At 69.2% G+C, this 14,726-nt stretch carries 10 protein-coding genes; 5 read left to right on the top strand and 5 right to left on the bottom strand.

Features of this window, described 5'->3' with window-relative positions:
* Positions 1–19 precede the first annotated feature (19 nt).
* Positions 20–2,077 carry a HAMP domain-containing methyl-accepting chemotaxis protein gene (locus HUA74_RS31635; RefSeq protein ID WP_141644278.1) on the bottom strand — a complete coding sequence of 686 codons (2,058 nt, stop codon included), beginning with the start codon at positions 2,075–2,077 and terminating at the stop codon, positions 20–22.
* A 120-nt stretch (positions 2,078–2,197) separates the two neighbouring features.
* Here HUA74_RS31635 and HUA74_RS31640 point away from each other — a divergent pair, with 120 nt between their 5' ends.
* Together HUA74_RS31640 and HUA74_RS31645 are read left to right on the top strand one after the other, a co-directional pair.
* Entirely contained in the window at positions 2,198–3,226 is a 1,029-nt protein-coding gene (locus HUA74_RS31640; protein ID WP_174457533.1) for a histone deacetylase, read from the top strand.
* A 93-nt stretch (positions 3,227–3,319) separates the two neighbouring features.
* Positions 3,320–5,149 (top strand): hypothetical protein, encoded by a 1,830-nt coding sequence (locus HUA74_RS31645; RefSeq protein ID WP_174457534.1) that lies wholly within the window; start codon positions 3,320–3,322, stop codon positions 5,147–5,149.
* Between the two features lie 17 nt (positions 5,150–5,166).
* Here the strand turns inward: HUA74_RS31645 and HUA74_RS31650 are convergent, their stop codons facing one another.
* Complete coding sequence (locus tag HUA74_RS31650; RefSeq protein ID WP_174457535.1) at positions 5,167–6,459, bottom strand: threonine/serine exporter ThrE family protein; 1,293 nt, start codon at positions 6,457–6,459, stop codon at positions 5,167–5,169.
* A 152-nt stretch (positions 6,460–6,611) separates the two neighbouring features.
* Positions 6,612–8,012, bottom strand: a complete 1,401-nt coding sequence (locus tag HUA74_RS31655; protein WP_141644282.1) for a hypothetical protein — start codon at positions 8,010–8,012, stop codon at positions 6,612–6,614.
* Between the two features lie 227 nt (positions 8,013–8,239).
* Here HUA74_RS31655 and HUA74_RS31660 point away from each other — a divergent pair, with 227 nt between their 5' ends.
* The gene (locus tag HUA74_RS31660; RefSeq protein WP_141644283.1) at positions 8,240–9,742 is read left to right on the top strand and encodes an arylsulfatase; all 1,503 of its coding nucleotides are present in this window, start codon (positions 8,240–8,242) and stop codon (positions 9,740–9,742) included.
* Positions 9,743–9,792: 50 nt separating this feature from the next.
* On the opposite strand, the gene HUA74_RS31665 is transcribed toward HUA74_RS31660, so the two are convergent.
* Positions 9,793–10,188: a response regulator gene (locus HUA74_RS31665; RefSeq protein ID WP_174457536.1), complete on the bottom strand. Its 396-nt coding sequence runs from the start codon at positions 10,186–10,188 to the stop codon at positions 9,793–9,795.
* A gap of 243 nt (positions 10,189–10,431) precedes the next feature.
* Between HUA74_RS31665 and HUA74_RS31670 the strand changes: the two genes are divergently transcribed.
* The gene (locus HUA74_RS31670) at positions 10,432–11,193 is read left to right on the top strand and encodes an SDR family NAD(P)-dependent oxidoreductase (protein ID WP_141644285.1); all 762 of its coding nucleotides are present in this window, start codon (positions 10,432–10,434) and stop codon (positions 11,191–11,193) included.
* 27 nt (positions 11,194–11,220) lie between these two features.
* The gene (gene pyrF, locus HUA74_RS31675; RefSeq protein ID WP_174457537.1) at positions 11,221–12,075 is read left to right on the top strand and encodes an orotidine-5'-phosphate decarboxylase; all 855 of its coding nucleotides are present in this window, start codon (positions 11,221–11,223) and stop codon (positions 12,073–12,075) included.
* 66 nt (positions 12,076–12,141) lie between these two features.
* On the opposite strand, the gene HUA74_RS31680 is transcribed toward pyrF, so the two are convergent.
* Entirely contained in the window at positions 12,142–14,712 is a 2,571-nt protein-coding gene (locus tag HUA74_RS31680) for a penicillin-binding protein 1A (protein ID WP_141644287.1), read from the bottom strand.
* Between the last annotated feature and the right edge of the window lie 14 nt (positions 14,713–14,726).

A 14,726-nucleotide genomic window follows, 5' to 3' on the forward strand; every position in this document is an offset into this window, starting at 1 on the left:
CGGGCGCAGCGCACGACTCCTACACGCGGAAGCGACGCACCTCGCCCCGGAGGATCTCCGCCTGCCGCTGGAGGTTGTCGATGGCCTCCTCCAGTTGCTTGACGGAGCGTGTCTGGTGCTCGGACACGCCCTTGATGGTCTCCACGGCCTTGAGCACCTGCTCGCTGCCCTTGGTCTGCTCCTTCTGGGCGCGGTTCAGGTGCGTCACCATCTCGTTGATGCTCTCGATGGAGCGGGTGATCTGCTTGCTGCCGTGCGCCTGCTCCTGGCTGCTGCGCTGCACGTGGGCGGTGAGCGCCTTCATCTTCTCCGCGCTCTTCATGATCTGCTCGCCGCCCTTGGCCTGCTCGTTGGAGGCCTTGGAAATCTGCTGCACCGTCTCGCTGATGCGGTGGATGGAGGCCGTCACCTGCTTGCTGCCGCGCGCCTGCTCCACGGTGGCGCGAGCAATGGCCTTCACCATCTGCGTGGACTTCTGGGTGCTGTCGTTGATTTTGCGCAGCGCCCCTTCGGCCTCGCGGCCCAGTTGCACGCCCTCGTCCACGTTGCGCGCGCCCTGGTTCATCACCACCACGGCGTTGCGGCTCTCCTCCTGGATGCTGCGGATGAGCTCGGCGATTTCCTTGGTGGACGCGCCGGTGCGCTCGGCCAGGTCCTTGATTTCCTCGGCCACCACCGCGAAGCCCTTGCCGTGGTCTCCCGCCTGCGCGGCGATGATGGCGGCGTTGAGGGCCAACAGGTTGGTCTGCTCGGCCACGTCGTCGATGACGTTGAGGATGTTGCCAATCTCGGAGATGCGCCGGCCCAGGCTGTCGATGACGTCCGCCGTCGCCCGGCTGGTGTCCTTGATGCGGTCGATGCCGGTGAGCGTCTTGCGCAGCGCCTCCACGCCCGTCTGCGCGTCGTCGAAGACCTGCTCGGACAGGCGCGCCGTCTCCTTCGCGTTCGCCTCCACCTGACCGATGGCCGCGTCCATCTGGCTGATGGCCGAGGACGTCTCCTCCGTGGAGGACGACAGCTCCTGGATGTTCTTGGCGACCTCCTTGATGGAGAACGTCATCTCCTCAATCGCGCTGGTGGTCTCCTCAACGCTCGCGGCCATCGCCGTGACGTTCTCCGCCACCTCGTCATTGGTGGCGGCCATCTCCATGATGGAGGAGCTGCTCTCCTCCGCGCTCTGGTAGAGGACCTCCACGTTCTCCGCGATTCCGCGCAGCGAGGCCATCATCTCCACCATGGAGGAGGACGTCTCCTCCACGCGGGCCTGGACGGTGCTCGCGCCAGAGGACACGGTGGTGCCGGTGCGGTGGATCTGCTCGATGACCCCGGCCACCACGTCCGACACGCCGCGCACCCGACCCAGCGTGTCGCGCCAGCTCTGGGCGATGCGGTTGAGCGCCTCCGCCAGCAGGCCCAGCTCGTCGCGCGAGCTGATGTCCACGCGGCCGGTGAGGTCCGCCTCCGCGAGCCTCCGCGCCATGGTCATCATCGCGTCCAGCGGCACGAGGATGAACGCGCGGGAGATGAAGAAGGCCACGACGAGGAAGAGCGCCAGGCCGATGCCGAACGCCAGCAGCACCACCTGGCGCAGCGAGGTGACGACCTCGTCCAGCGACGAGAAGTTCACCGCCACCAGCACCTGACCTGGGCCCTCGCGCAGCACCACCGGGCGCACAATCGCCCGGTTGCCATTGTCGAACAGGGCGCCATCCAGGGGCGCGCCGGGACTGCCCTCCAGCCGCTGCCTCAGGTTCTTCAGCAGCCACGCCTCCGCGCCAGGGGGATGGACGGCCTGCATCCGGCCGTCGGCGCCGAGAACGGCGATGAGCGCGAAGTCGTCGTCTCCTCCGTGCAGGGCCTCCAGCAGCGGAGGGAGCACGGAGACGGAGGTGTTGGCCAGATCTCGCGCGGCCTGGAGGGCCTTGTCGTCGCCGTGCTTCGTCAGGCGCGTCTCCAGGAAGTCCTCCACCCGGGCGGGGACGACGAAGAAGAGCGTCCCGAGGATGATAGCGAGCACCACGGCGAAGGAGCCGAGCAGGATGCTGCGCAGGCCGGGTTTCTTGAAGCGCGGAGCCAAGGCGAGGCACTGTAGGAATGGAAACACCGACAGGGCAAGAACCGGGGTGGAGCCCTCGTCCGCCCCTCCGCCCGGCGGGAGCCTGACTTCCCCCCGTCTGGATGCGTAAGGTCATACCCGATGAAGCCCACCCTGCTGCTGACCGACCCCCTCTTCCTCCAGCACGACCCGGGAGAGGGACACCCGGAATCCCCCGCGCGCTTGCAGCGCATCCTCGGGGTGCTCGCGCGCGCGCCGGTGCGGGGCACGGTGATGGCGGCCCCCCGCTCCGCGACGGACGCGGAGCTGATGGCGGTCCACACCCCGGAGCTGCTCACGCGCCTGCGCAAGCTCAGCGGACACCAGGCCCAGATTGACGCGGACACCCACGTCTCTCCGGACAGCGTGGATGCGGCACGGCTTGCGGCGGGCGCCTCGGTGCAGGCCGTGGAGGCCGTCATGGCGGGACAGGCGCGCAACGCCTTCGCGCTGGTGCGTCCTCCCGGACACCACGCGGAGCCGGACCGCGCCATGGGCTTCTGCCTGCTGAACAACGCGGCCATCGCGGCGGAGGCGGGGCGACGGCTGGGCGCCGAGCGCGTCCTCGTGCTCGACTGGGACGTCCACCACGGCAACGGCACGCAGGCGGCCTTCTGGGGGCGCCGCGACGTGATGTACCAGTCGGTGCACCAGTTCCCCTACTACCCGGGCACCGGCGCCACGCCCGAGGTGGGCCGGGGCGCGGGTGAGGGCTACACCGTGAACGTGGGCCTGCCGGGCGGCAACTCGGACGCGGACTACGGGATGCTCTTCGAGGAGCTGCTCCTGCCGGTGGCCGAGGCCTACCGTCCCCAGCTGGTGCTGGTGTCGGCGGGCTTCGACCCGCATCAACACGACCCGATTGGCGGCATGGACGTCACGGAGCGGGGCTTCGCCGCCATGTGCTCCGCGATGCGCGCGCTCGCCGAGCGCGTCTGTGACGGCAAGCTGGTGCTGCTGCTCGAAGGGGGCTACTCGCTGGAGGGCCTGTCGCAGTCCGTGCATGCCTGCATCGAGGTGCTCGCCGGACGCACCGACAGCTTCCCCACGGGAGACGTCCACACGGACGCGAAGGACGCGCTGGCCGCGAGCCGTCAGGTGATGAAGCCGTACTGGAGCGCGCTGTCGTAGTCGGATGTCGACGTGACGCTGCCCCCGGGTGCGATGCCTGGAAGCGCGCGCGTGGCTACCTCCTGACGGACCCGCCGTGCCCGGGAGGGCTTCATGTCCGTCGAAGCGCCCCGGGCGTCGCGCGCCCCGCCCTGGTTTCGCGCGCGGCGAGGCCGGTGGCGCCTCCTCCTGGGCTGGGGGCTCGTGGTGGTGCTGGCCCTCGAAGGGCTGTTGAACCTGGTGCTCAATGTCGGGCTGGTGCCCGCGCAGCTCGCCAGGGCCACGCCGAGGACGCGGGTGGAGTGGCGCGGAGGTTGGTGGTTGTGGCCCGGGCCCGTGCACCTCCGAGGCTTCTCCGTGTGGCAGCGGGATGCTCGCGCGGAGTGGCGCATCGACGCGGAGACCGTGGAAGCCCACGCGTCCCTCTTCGCGCTCCTGTCCCGGCGGGTCCACGCGCAAGGGGTGCGTGCCCGAGGTGTGAGCGTGCACGCGGAGCCCATGCCCGCGATGGAGACCACGCCCACGAGACGCCGGCACTCGCATCCGTGGGAAATCGAGCTGCGGGACATCGAGCTGGAGGACCTGCGCGAGCTGACGTTGAAGCCGGTGCGCTACGTGGGCCCGGGTCAGGCGAAGGGCTCGGTGCGGCTGGTCACGGGCCAACGACTCACCGTGACACTCGACACGCTCCACTTGGAGGACGGCACGCTGGAGCAGGAGGGGCGGACCGTGGCGCGTGTGCGGGAGGTGTCGGGCATGCTGGACCTCGATGCCATCCGAGCCGCTCCGGAGGAGCCGCGCCGGGTGGCGAAGTTCGACGGACGGCTGGGCGTGCGCTTGGAGATCCTCGACCTCGCCTGGCTCGGGGCGCTGGTGTCCCGGGAGCATCCTGACCTGCTGCGTGAGGGCGCCGGACAGCTCGACGCGGAGGTGCGCATCCAGGGAGGACACCTGGCCGCGGGCAGTCGCGTGGATGCGAGCGGTGCTCCGCTGGAGCTGCGGGTGGGCCCCGTGCGCGCGCGTGCCCCCTGGAGTGTTCACGGCGAGGTGACGGAGGACGGAGGCACCGGGGCTCACAGCGTGCTGAAGATGCGCTTCGCCCCTGTCCACGTGGAGGGCAAGGCGGGACGCGTGCTCGAGATACCGGAGGTCTCGCTCACGCTGCGGGCGAAGACGGATGCCCCCGACGCGAAACCCCAGGTGAAGCACGAACTGCACGTGATGCGCAGTCGGCCCGTGGACCTGCGGATGCTCAACGCATGGATGGGGAAGACCTTCCACGTGGAGTCGGGTCACGCCACGCTGGAGGCGTCGGACAGCACGAGCGGACACGAGGACTCACAGCGATTGCGGCTGAACCTCTCTTCGAACCTCGTAGAAGGACGGTGGGCGGGGATCCTCATGCTCGGCAAGGCCTCCGCCGAAATCGACGCGCGGCGTCTGCGCCTGCACGGCAAGAGCCTGGGCCTGGATGGCTCGGCGATTCACCTGAACCACGTTTCAGCGGACGTACCGCACATCACGATTCGCGGATGGAGTGGGCGCTTCGACCTGCCCCACGCGCGGTTGACCCTGGAGCCCGTCGAGCTGGAGGCACACTTCTCCGCGCACTTCTCCAACGCGGACCCGTTCGTCGCGCTGCTCACGGCCGAAAAGAAGCTCCCGGGGTTCCTGTCGCCCTTGCTGGAGGCACGGGACTTGAGGGTCACCGGGCAGGCGCGGATGAGCGACGCGGGATTACAGGTACGCGCGCTGCACGCGAAGGCGGACGGGCTCGAACTGGAGGGCCGCCTGGATACGGCACGGGGAACCACGCACGCGCTCATCTACGCGAAGGTGGGAATCCTCTCGGGGGCCATCGAAGTGAAGCCCGATGACACCCATGTGCAGCTCAAGGATGCACGGCGCTGGTACGAGGAGCGGCTCCCGACGCCCTCTGACTGAGGGAGCACGTGAAGCCGTCACACGTGCCGGGACGACTCCGCCGGCTTCGCGCGCCTGGCGTCTTCCGTGCGCGTCCGGGCGTCATGCGACAGCCCGAGCATGAAGGCGAACATCAGGCCCATCACCAGTTGCAGCGCCACGAGGAGCATCTGGAACACGCGGGCGTCGTCACCCTGCCCCGGCACACCGAGCAGTGCCAGGATGGCCCGCGTGCCGACGAAGCCCGGCGCGAGCTGGAGCAGACCGGGCATGATGATGGTCGACGGGAGTCGCTCCGGCAGTCGACTGTAGAGCTGGCCCGCCACGCCCAGCACGAAGGCGGAGATGAGCGGGCTGCCCTTGTCGCCGAACACGCCCTTGGTGAGTTCCTGAACGCCCCAGGCCAGCAGCACCGCGCCGACAATCCACGGCGTATCGCGCCGCCTCGCGGACATGCAGAGCGTCAGCGCCAGGCCCCCCACGGCGATGATGACCAGCACCACGGCATCAGGGAGCGCGTTCGCATGCATCTGCACCGGAAGCGGCCCGAACAATCTCCAGAGCGTTCCCGCGGCGCCAATGCCCACGGCCAGCATGAGGAAGCGCAGCAGTCCATAGGTGAGCCGTGAAATCCCCGCCTCCACCGACTCGCCCACCAGCTCCGCCGAGCCCAGCGTCACCACCATCGCCGGCACGAGCAGCGTCACGCCCCCGAAGAGGGCGCGCGCCGCATCGAACGTCGGCAGCACGAAGGTCAGACCGAACGCAAGCAGTGTCCCTAGAAACGCGGCGAGGAAGCTCTTCTGCAGGTCCAGTCGCTCGGACTTGAGCGTGCCGAAGTGAATGCCACCCGCGAGCACCCCCACTACGAGCGCCGCCACCAGCTCCCACCAGCCGCCGCCGACACGGGCGGCGACCGCCGCGCCATACACGCCATACGCGAGGTAGACGAGCCACTCGGGGTGCAGCTGATGGGGCGCCATGATGCGGTCCAGCTCGGCGCGGGCCTCGGCCACCGTGCGCTTCCCCCGTGCGATGGACTCCGACAGCAGGAGCAGCGAGGCGGCACGCGTCAGGTTCCAATGAGGATTGAAGGGCAGCCGTTGGAAGTCGACGCGGCGACTCGCGCCCGAGCGCACCTCCGTCAGCGCGAGCGTCTGGAGGGTGAAGACCTCCACCTCCAGCCCCCAGGCCCTCGCCGCCTTCTTCACGCGATTCTCCACGCCGAAGGAAGGCACGTAGGACAGGTGCAGCGCCCGCGCGAGGTCGAGCAGCAAGGCCACGGTCGCGTCCTCGTCGAGCAGCGCCCCGGACTCTGGTGCCTCGCTCATGCGCGCCGCCCTCCTGGCGACCTGCCCTTCCGACGGAAGCCCGTCTCCCTTCGACGAACCCGAACCGCCCGCACCTGGAGGTGGGGACCCGTCAGGCACGCGGAAAGCAGCCCTCCGGGGCAACGCCGTGTCGCGCTCCATGCGAAGCCGCGTCACCGCATCGACGGGGCCTCGTCATCGGCGTCCTCGTCGGGACTCTCGTCCTGCTGCGCCAGCGCGAAGCTCGCGCCGATGATGACGCTGAGCTGGAGGAAGCGAACCTTCTGGCTCGGGGACAGGGGCTGGAGGCCCGCTCGCTGAAGAGCGTCGGCAAGGCGCTCGGTGACCTCCTGGCCCCAGGCCACGTTGCCGCCCACCGTGAAGCGGGCGCGGCCCACCGTGAAGTGCAGTCCGGTGGCGACATGGTAGAGGTCCCAACCCGCCAGCAGCGCGTTCATGCGAGATGTCGCTGTCACGCCACTGAAGTCCGTGTGCGCGCTCACGTAGGCGCGCAGCCGGGACCCCAGCCGCTGCTCCACGCCCAGCGCCACGTTGACCAGCGGCGCGAGCGCGAAGTCGACGTCCGGGTCGATGACCTCCTGGGAGTCCCGGGGAGAGAACGACGCGGCATCGACCAGCGTGAAGGGCTTCACCCGGGCGAAGCCTTCCGCCGCCAGGTACACGGACGTGCCCCCCAGCGTCCCACTCACGCCGAGCGCCACCGCCCAGCTCGACTGGAACCTCGCGGCGAGCCCCTCCTGGAAGTCGAAGGCGGACGCGGGCGTCGACGACAGCCCGAAGCCCCGCTCCAGCACCGCGCGCTCGAAGCTCGATTCGCCCTCCCCCCACAGCGCCACGCTCGGCGTCGTCACGGTGAGGCCCGCGGACATGGACTCCCGCTGGTAGCTCACCCCCACCTTCGCGAGCAGCCGCACGTGGCGCAGGTGGAAGTCGCGGCCGAGCGTGGACAGCAGCGCGCTGCCTCCGGGGCCCGAGCCCTGCGCCAGCACCTGGATGTTCGTCTCCTGGTCCCTCACCGCCACGAAGGGGCTGACGCCCACGCCCACGTGTCGTCCCAGGGGAAAGGACCACGTGAGCCCCGCCCAGTACTCCCCCACGTCCTGGTCCAACCGCACGTCCGCCGCGAGCTGGTCCATGCCTGGCACCCCACCCAGGTCCGTACCCGTGCCCTGCTCGCGAGACTCCAGCGACGCGATGAACCCCTGCCGCGTCAGCAGCGAATAGGCGAGCCGCGACCTGCCCAGGAAGCCCCAGCGCAGCGAACCCGCGATGAGGGAGGGCAGCACGTCGACCCTCGACTCGGTGAGGCCCTCACCGTTGCCCAGGCCGTTCTGGACGGAGAGGCGCGTGGACTCGAAGACGGTTCCCGTCAACTCCAGCTCCGGCGTGCGCAGGAGCGCGAGCGCACCCGGGTTGTAATAGACGGCGCTGATGTCACCCGGGTTCGCGATGAACGCGCCGCCGAGCAGCCACGCCCGGTTGCCGAACTGTCGCGTCCAGTAGTGCGCGTCCTGTGCCCGGGCCAGGGGCGACATCAGGAGAAGCAGCAACAACCCCCACGGCCTGACTCCTGGCATCCATCCACCCGGGACTCGCGGAACGTCGCAAGGTGACCCCGGGCCCGCGCCCGTGCCATCGCCCTCCGAACGCAGTCCGGTGTCCACGGGCCACGAAGTCGGGCCGGGCCGTCGCACCGTCGGCCTGGCCCCCCGTCCGCCCCGTCTTGTTCCCCGGGGCCGCCACGCTCACTCCTATTCCACATTCACGTCCGGGAGATTCGATGGCGACCCAGAAGAAGAAGGAAACGAAGAAGCAACCCAACATCCTCGTCATCTTCGGTGACGATATCGGCTACTGGAACGTCAGTGCCTACAACCTCGGGGTGATGGGGTACCGCACGCCGAACATCGACCGGCTGGCGAAGCAAGGCGCTCTCCTCACCGACTACTACGCGCAGCAGAGCTGCACGGCGGGGCGCGCGGCGTTCATCACCGGCCAGTGTCCGTTCCGCACGGGGCTCACCAAGGTCGGCATGCCGGGCGCCAAGGTCGGCCTGCAGGCCGAGGACCCGACCATCGCGGACCTGCTCAAAGCCCAGGGCTACCGGACCGCGCAGTTCGGCAAGAACCACCTGGGAGACCGCGACGAGTTCCTGCCCACCGTCCACGGCTTCGACCAGTTCTTCGGCAACCTCTACCACCTCAACGCGGAAGAGGAGCCAGAGAACCCCGACTACCCCAAGGACCCGGCCTTCAGGAAGCGCTTCGGTCCGCGCGGTGTGCTGCGGTGCAAGTCGGATGGCAAGGGCGGCCAGAAGGTGGAGGACACGGGCCCGCTCACCAAGAAGCGGATGGAGACGGTGGACGAGGAGTTCCTCTCCGCCGCCATGGACTACCTGGACGACGCGAAGAAGTCCGACCAGCCCTTCTTCATGTGGTTCAACACCACGCGCATGCACGTCCACACGCACCTGAAGCCGGAGTCGCGCGGCAAGACGGGGCTCGGCCTCTACCCGGACGGCATGGTGGAGCATGACGGCATGGTCGGGCAGCTCCTCGACAAGCTCGACTCAGTGGGCCTGTCGGAGGACACCATCGTCGTCTACACCACGGACAACGGCGCGATGACGTGCATGTGGCCCGACGGCGGCATGACGCCCTTCCGCGGCGAGAAGGACACCAACTGGGAGGGCGCCTTCCGCGCGCCGTGTGTCGTGCGCTGGCCCGGCGTGATTGAGCCCGGCACGCAAATCAACGAGCTGTTCTCTTCCGAGGACTGGCTGCCCACGTTCCTCGCGGCCGCGGGCGACCCGGACATCGTGGACAAGCTCAAGAGCGGCCATGAGGCCAACGACAAGAGCTTCAAGGTCCACCTGGATGGCTATGACCAGCGGGAGCTGCTGTCCGGCAAGGGGCCCTCCGCGCGCACGGAGTTCTTCTACTTCGGTGACGACGGAGAGCTGGTCGCCGTGCGCCACGGGCGCATGAAGCTCGTCTTCGCGGAGCAGAACGCCAAGGGCATCGAGGCCTGGGGTGAGCCCTTCACCATCCGCCGCGCGCCGCTCGCCTTCGACCTGCGCGCCGACCCGCTGGAGCGCTCGCAGGACGCCGTCGGCTACCAGTCCTGGCTCATCGACCACGCCTTCTACTTCGTGCCCGCGCAGCAGGCCGTGGCCCGGTTCCTCTCGAGCTTCCGAGAGTTCCCGCCGCGTCAGCGTCCGTCGAGCTTCTCCGTGGACCAGGTCGTCGCGAAGCTGGAGAGCGCGCCCTCCGGCATGCACTGAGAGCATGAGCCAGGCCCGCGTCGTCCAGTGCGACGGCGCGGGCCTCCGGCTCACACGGGCTGGGGGTGCTCCTGCTCGGCGAGCACGTAGCGCGAGATGGCGCCGAGCAGTTGCTCCACGTCCACGGGCTTGCGCAGGTAGTCGTCCACGCCGAGCGCAGCCACCTCGCGCGCGCTCACGCCCTGCCCTGAGATGACGACGACCGGGATGGGGGCCAGCGAGGCGTCGGCGAGCTGCCTGTCGCGGAACTCCCAGCCGTTGACGTCCGGCATCATCAAGTCCAACAGAATCACGGAGGGGCGCGCGCCATGGCGCAGCAACTCCAGGGCTTCGCGCCCTCCTCGCGCCAGCAGCACGCGATGCCCCTCCAGCTCCAGCACGTCCTTGAAGGCCAGCAGGATGTCGGGGTCGTCGTCTACCGCGAGCACGTAGTTCGAGGGCGTCATGTCCGAGTCTCTCCTCGTGTAGACAAGGTGCGGACGAACAGGCCCCGCGTCATCGCCCTGCTGCCTGGCGAGGCACGCCCGGCGGGGCCAGTGCGTGCACGCTCGTCAACAACGCGGCGCCCCGGTTCCAACCGGACAGACGAGGCCCCGCCCCACCGCCGGGGCCGCCGCGCGGCATGGATTTGTGTCCCAATTCCGCCGCCAACCGTGCGAGAAGCAGCCACGCAGCCAGGAGGAGACACCATGGCGGAGATGAGCTACCGGACGGCGCTGGTGACGGGCGCCTCGAGCGGGCTGGGACGGGGCCTGGCGCTGTGGCTGGCCAAGCGGGGCCTGCGCGTCTTCGCCGCCGGGCGCCGGCTGCCGCAGCTGCAAGCCCTCGCCGCCGAGGCGCAGGCCGCTGGCGCGACGGTGGAGCCGCTGGAGCTGGATGTCACGCGCACGGAGGCCCATCTGGAGCGCCTGCGCGAGCTCGACTCGGAGTGTGGCGGCCTGGACCTGGTCGTGGCCAACGCCGGCGTCGGCGGAGTCACGCACGGCAAGCGCCTGGACTGGGACAAGGTGCGCGCCATCATCGACACCAACGTCACGGGCGCCGCCGCCACGCTGACGGCCGTGCTGCCGCGCATGGTGGAGCGCCGCCGCGGACACGTGGTGGGCATCTCCAGCCTCGCGGCCCACCGGGGGCTGGCGGGCCACGCCGCGTACTCCGCCTCGAAGGCGTTCCTCGCCACGTTCATGGAGAGCCTGCGCGTGGACCTGAGCAGCACCGGCGTGCGCGTCACCTGCATCTACCCGGGCTTCGTGAAGAGCGAGATGACCGCGGACAACCACTTCCCCATGCCCTTCCTGATGGAGACGGACGCGGCCGTGGAGCTGATGGGCACGGCCATCCTGCGCGGCGAGACGGAGCTGTCCTTCCCGTGGCAGCTGGCGCTTCCCTCGCGGCTGGCGAAGGTGCTGCCCAATCCCCTCTTCGATGCCGCTGCCCGTCGGCTGCGCTGACCCTTCCCTTCGCCAGGAGCTGGAACGATGACGTCCCCTCAATCCTTCGCCCAGCGCTTCGCCCGCCTCGCCGACGAGCGCTCCCCATTCTGCCTCGGCGTCGACCCGTCGAAGGACCTGCTCGCGCGCTGGGGGCTGCCCGACACCGCGAAGGGCCTCTCCGACTTCTGCGAGCGCATCGTGGAGGCGGCCGGTGACAGCGTCGCGGTGGTGAAGCCGCAGAGCGCGTTCTTCGAGCGCCACGGCCCCTCGGGACTCCTGGTGCTCCAGTCGATGATGTATCGCTTCAAGGATGCGGGGACGCTCACGCTGCTCGACGTGAAGCGCGGTGATATCGGCACCACCATGGACGCCTACGCGGAGACCGTCTTCGGCGCGGGCAGCCCGTACGAGGCGGACGCCGCCACCTTCACCGCGTACCTGGGCCTGGGCGCGCTGGTGAAGACGATTGAGCGGGCGCGGGCGTCCGGTGCCTGTGCGTTCCTCGTCGTGCGCTCCTCCAACCCGGAGGGCGCGTCGCTCCAGACGTCCATGGGGGCCGATGGTCGCACGGTGGCGGAGGTGCTCGCGGACGGCCTGCGAGAGCTGAACGAGAAGGCGGGGCCGGGCGAACTGCCCGCTGGCGCGGTGATGGGCGCCACCCTGCCCGCTTCGGACCGGGGCGTCGTGAAGCGGCTGGGCGGCGCGCTGATGCTGACGCCTGGAATCGGCGCGCAGGGCGCGGGCTTCGACGACCTCAAGAGCCTGTTCGCCGGTCGCGAGGCGCAGGTCATCCCCACCGCCACGCGCTCCGTGCTGGAAGCGGGGCCCGATGTCGCCTCCCTCCGCGCGGCCATCCAGCGCCACGTGGAGCCCGCGCGCCGCTTCCGCATGGGCACCTGAAACGACTCGGGCCCCGCGTCCTCCCGAGGGAGGCGCACGGGGCCCGGAGGTCCACGGCGGTGAGCGCTACTGCGCGCCCATCATGAACTGGTCCACGTCGACAGTGTTCTTGTCGGGCACGGCGTCCTTCGGCTCGGTGCCCTTCTTGAAGAACATCAGCTCGGAGCCCTTCGCGCCGGGGCTCGCAATCTTGCCCGTCTTCTTGTCGATGTGGAGCCGCACCAGGTCCATCGACTGCCACGGGTAGAACTCCGACTGCGGCCGGCCCTCCAGCGCGCGCTTCATGTAGTTGAGCCAGATGGGCAGCGCCGCGCGGCCACCCGTCTCGTAGCGGCCGAGCGGATGCGGGTTCAAGTCGTAGCCCACCCACGCCACCGTCACGAGGTCCCGCGTGTACGCCGCGAACCACGCGTCGAAGGAGTCGTTCGTCGTCCCCGTCTTGCCGGCGGCGGGCTTGCCCAGGCGCGTGGCCGGGCCACCCGTTCCCTGGAGCACCACGCCGCGAAGCAGGTGCGTGAGGATGAAGCCGACCTCCGCGCTCATCACCTGCTCACCAGGCTCGAAGAGGCGCGCGTAGCCGGCGGCCACGCGGTCCTGCAGCGGAGCCCACGCGTCGTCGAACGCGGTGTGGTCCTCCAGCGTGCGGCCAAAGCGGTCCTCCACCTTGCGCACGAAGTACGTGGGCTTCTTGCGGCCGTAGCGGTTGAACGTCGCGTAGGCGTTGGCCAGGTCCACCGGGTACACGCACGAGGAGCCGAGCGCCGCGGAGAAGTCCATGTTCATGGGCGTGGTGATGCCCAGCTTCGTGCTCCACGCCGCCATGTTCTTCACGCCCACCGCGCCGAACGTCTTCACCGCGGGGATGTTCATCGAGTTGACGAGCGCGGTGCGCAAGAGCACATCGCCCACGAACTCCTCGCTGTAGTTCGCCGGCTTCCAGGACACCTTGTTGTCCGGGTCGTGTTCCACAATCGGCGAGTCGACGATGACGGAGGCCTCCGTCCAGTTCAGCTGCTCCAGCGCCGCCGAGTACACGAAGGGCTTGAACGAGCTGCCCGGCTGACGGCACGCCTGGAAGGCGCGGTTGAACTCGTTGTCGTCGAAGTCGTACCCACCCACCATGGCCGTGAGGTACTGGCGGTGGGGGTCCACGGAGACGAGCGCGCTCTGGGCCTCGGGCGTCTGCTCCAGCCGGAAGAGCTTCACGCCCTCCTCGGGGATGTCCTCGGCCAGCTTCTTGTCCCACTGCTCCTTGTCGTCCGTGAGGTCCTTCTTCGTCACGTGACGCACGACGACGAGGTCGCCCACGGCGATGGCCTTCTTCACCGACGAAATCATCATCGCCGGGTAGTAGCCCTCCGGGTTCACCTTGCGCGCCCAGCGCATGCCGAGCAGCGGCAGCCGCCCCGCATGCGGGCCCACCTGGATGTCCGCGCCCCTGCCGTCCGAGTCAAGCTGCGTGACGGCGGCCACGTAGAGCCGGCCCTCGGTGAGGTCCTCCTTGCCCATGTACCTCTTCGCGCGCTCGATGAAGGCCTTGAGCGCCTCCGGCGTGAGCTGCTGCACCGGCCCGCGCCAGCCCTGACGCTTGTCCACCGAGAGCAGGCCATCCATCACCGCGTCCTGCGCGGCGCGCTGGCGCTCGCTGTCCATGGTGGTGAAAATCTTGAGGCCATCCTTGAGCAGCACGGGGTTGCCGTACCGTTCCACCACGTCCTTGCGCACCTGCTCCACGAAGTACGGGGCGAACTCGTGGAAGACGTCCTCCACGGGGAACACGTTCACCACTTCCGCGTTGGCCGTGTCGTGCTCGGCCTGCGAAATCATCCCCTCCACCAGCATGCGGCGCAGCACGTAGGCGCGGCGCTTGCGAGCGGCGTCCGGACGCAGGAAGGGTGAGTAGCGGCTGGGCGCCTGGGGAAGACCCGCGATGAGCGTCATCTCCCCGAGCGTCAAATCGCGCACGTCCTTGCGGTAGTAGTTCTCCGCCGCGCTCTGCACGCCGTAGCTGTGGTGCCCGAGGAAGACGTTGTTCAGGTAGAGGTAGAGAATCTCCTCCTTGGTGAGCGACTGCTCCAGCCGCAGGGCGAGGATGGCCTCGCGAATCTTGCGGGTGAGCGTCTTCGCCGTGGCGGACTTGTAGCCCTCCGCGGAGATGAGCACCGCCTTCGCCGTCTGCTGCGTCAGGGTGGAGCCACCCTGGATGCCGCCGGAGCGCAGGCCCAGCTTCGAGCCAATCGTCTTGAAGGCCGCGCGCGAGGTGCCCAGGATGTCCACGCCGAAGTGGTCGAAGAAGCTGGAGTCCTCGCTGGCGATGAACGCCTGCACCAGCCGCTTCGGAATCCGCTCGTAGGGGACGACCTTGCGCCGCTCGTTGTAGAACTCGCCCGCGAGCACCGCGTCGTCCGTGTAGACCTCGGTGACGATGGGCGGCCAGTACTCGTCCACCTTGGGGATGGCCGGCAGTCCGTCCGAGTACACGTAGTAGATGGCCACCAGGCCCACCGCGCCCGCCGTGGCGCCCGTGAGGGCCAGCCACCCACCCAGCTTCAGCAGCACCTTCCACCAGCGCCCGGGGGGAACCCCCTTGAGCACCAGCTTCGAGCGGCTTCGGTCAGTCGTCTTGGAGTCGGACATACGTGTATCGGAAC

Source organism: Myxococcus sp. CA051A (assembly GCF_013336705.1).
Lineage (GTDB): Bacteria > Myxococcota > Myxococcia > Myxococcales > Myxococcaceae > Myxococcus > Myxococcus llanfairpwllgwyngyllgogerychwyrndrobwllllantysiliogogogochensis.

Bases quoted from the DNA above. Each gene is read 5' to 3' on its own strand.
- HUA74_RS31640 (WP_174457533.1), top strand. From the start codon at position 2,198: ATGAAGCCCACCCTGCTGCTGACCGACCCCCTCTTCCTCCAGCACGAC.
- HUA74_RS31645 (WP_174457534.1), top strand. From the start codon at position 3,320: ATGTCCGTCGAAGCGCCCCGGGCGTCGCGCGCCCCGCCCTGGTTTCGC.
- HUA74_RS31650 (WP_174457535.1), bottom strand. From the start codon at position 6,459: ATGAGCGAGGCACCAGAGTCCGGGGCGCTGCTCGACGAGGACGCGACC.
- HUA74_RS31660 (WP_141644283.1), top strand. From the start codon at position 8,240: ATGGCGACCCAGAAGAAGAAGGAAACGAAGAAGCAACCCAACATCCTC.
- HUA74_RS31665 (WP_174457536.1), bottom strand. From the start codon at position 10,188: ATGACGCCCTCGAACTACGTGCTCGCGGTAGACGACGACCCCGACATC.
- HUA74_RS31670 (WP_141644285.1), top strand. From the start codon at position 10,432: ATGGCGGAGATGAGCTACCGGACGGCGCTGGTGACGGGCGCCTCGAGC.
- pyrF (WP_174457537.1), top strand. From the start codon at position 11,221: ATGACGTCCCCTCAATCCTTCGCCCAGCGCTTCGCCCGCCTCGCCGAC.
- HUA74_RS31680 (WP_141644287.1), bottom strand. From the start codon at position 14,712: ATGTCCGACTCCAAGACGACTGACCGAAGCCGCTCGAAGCTGGTGCTC.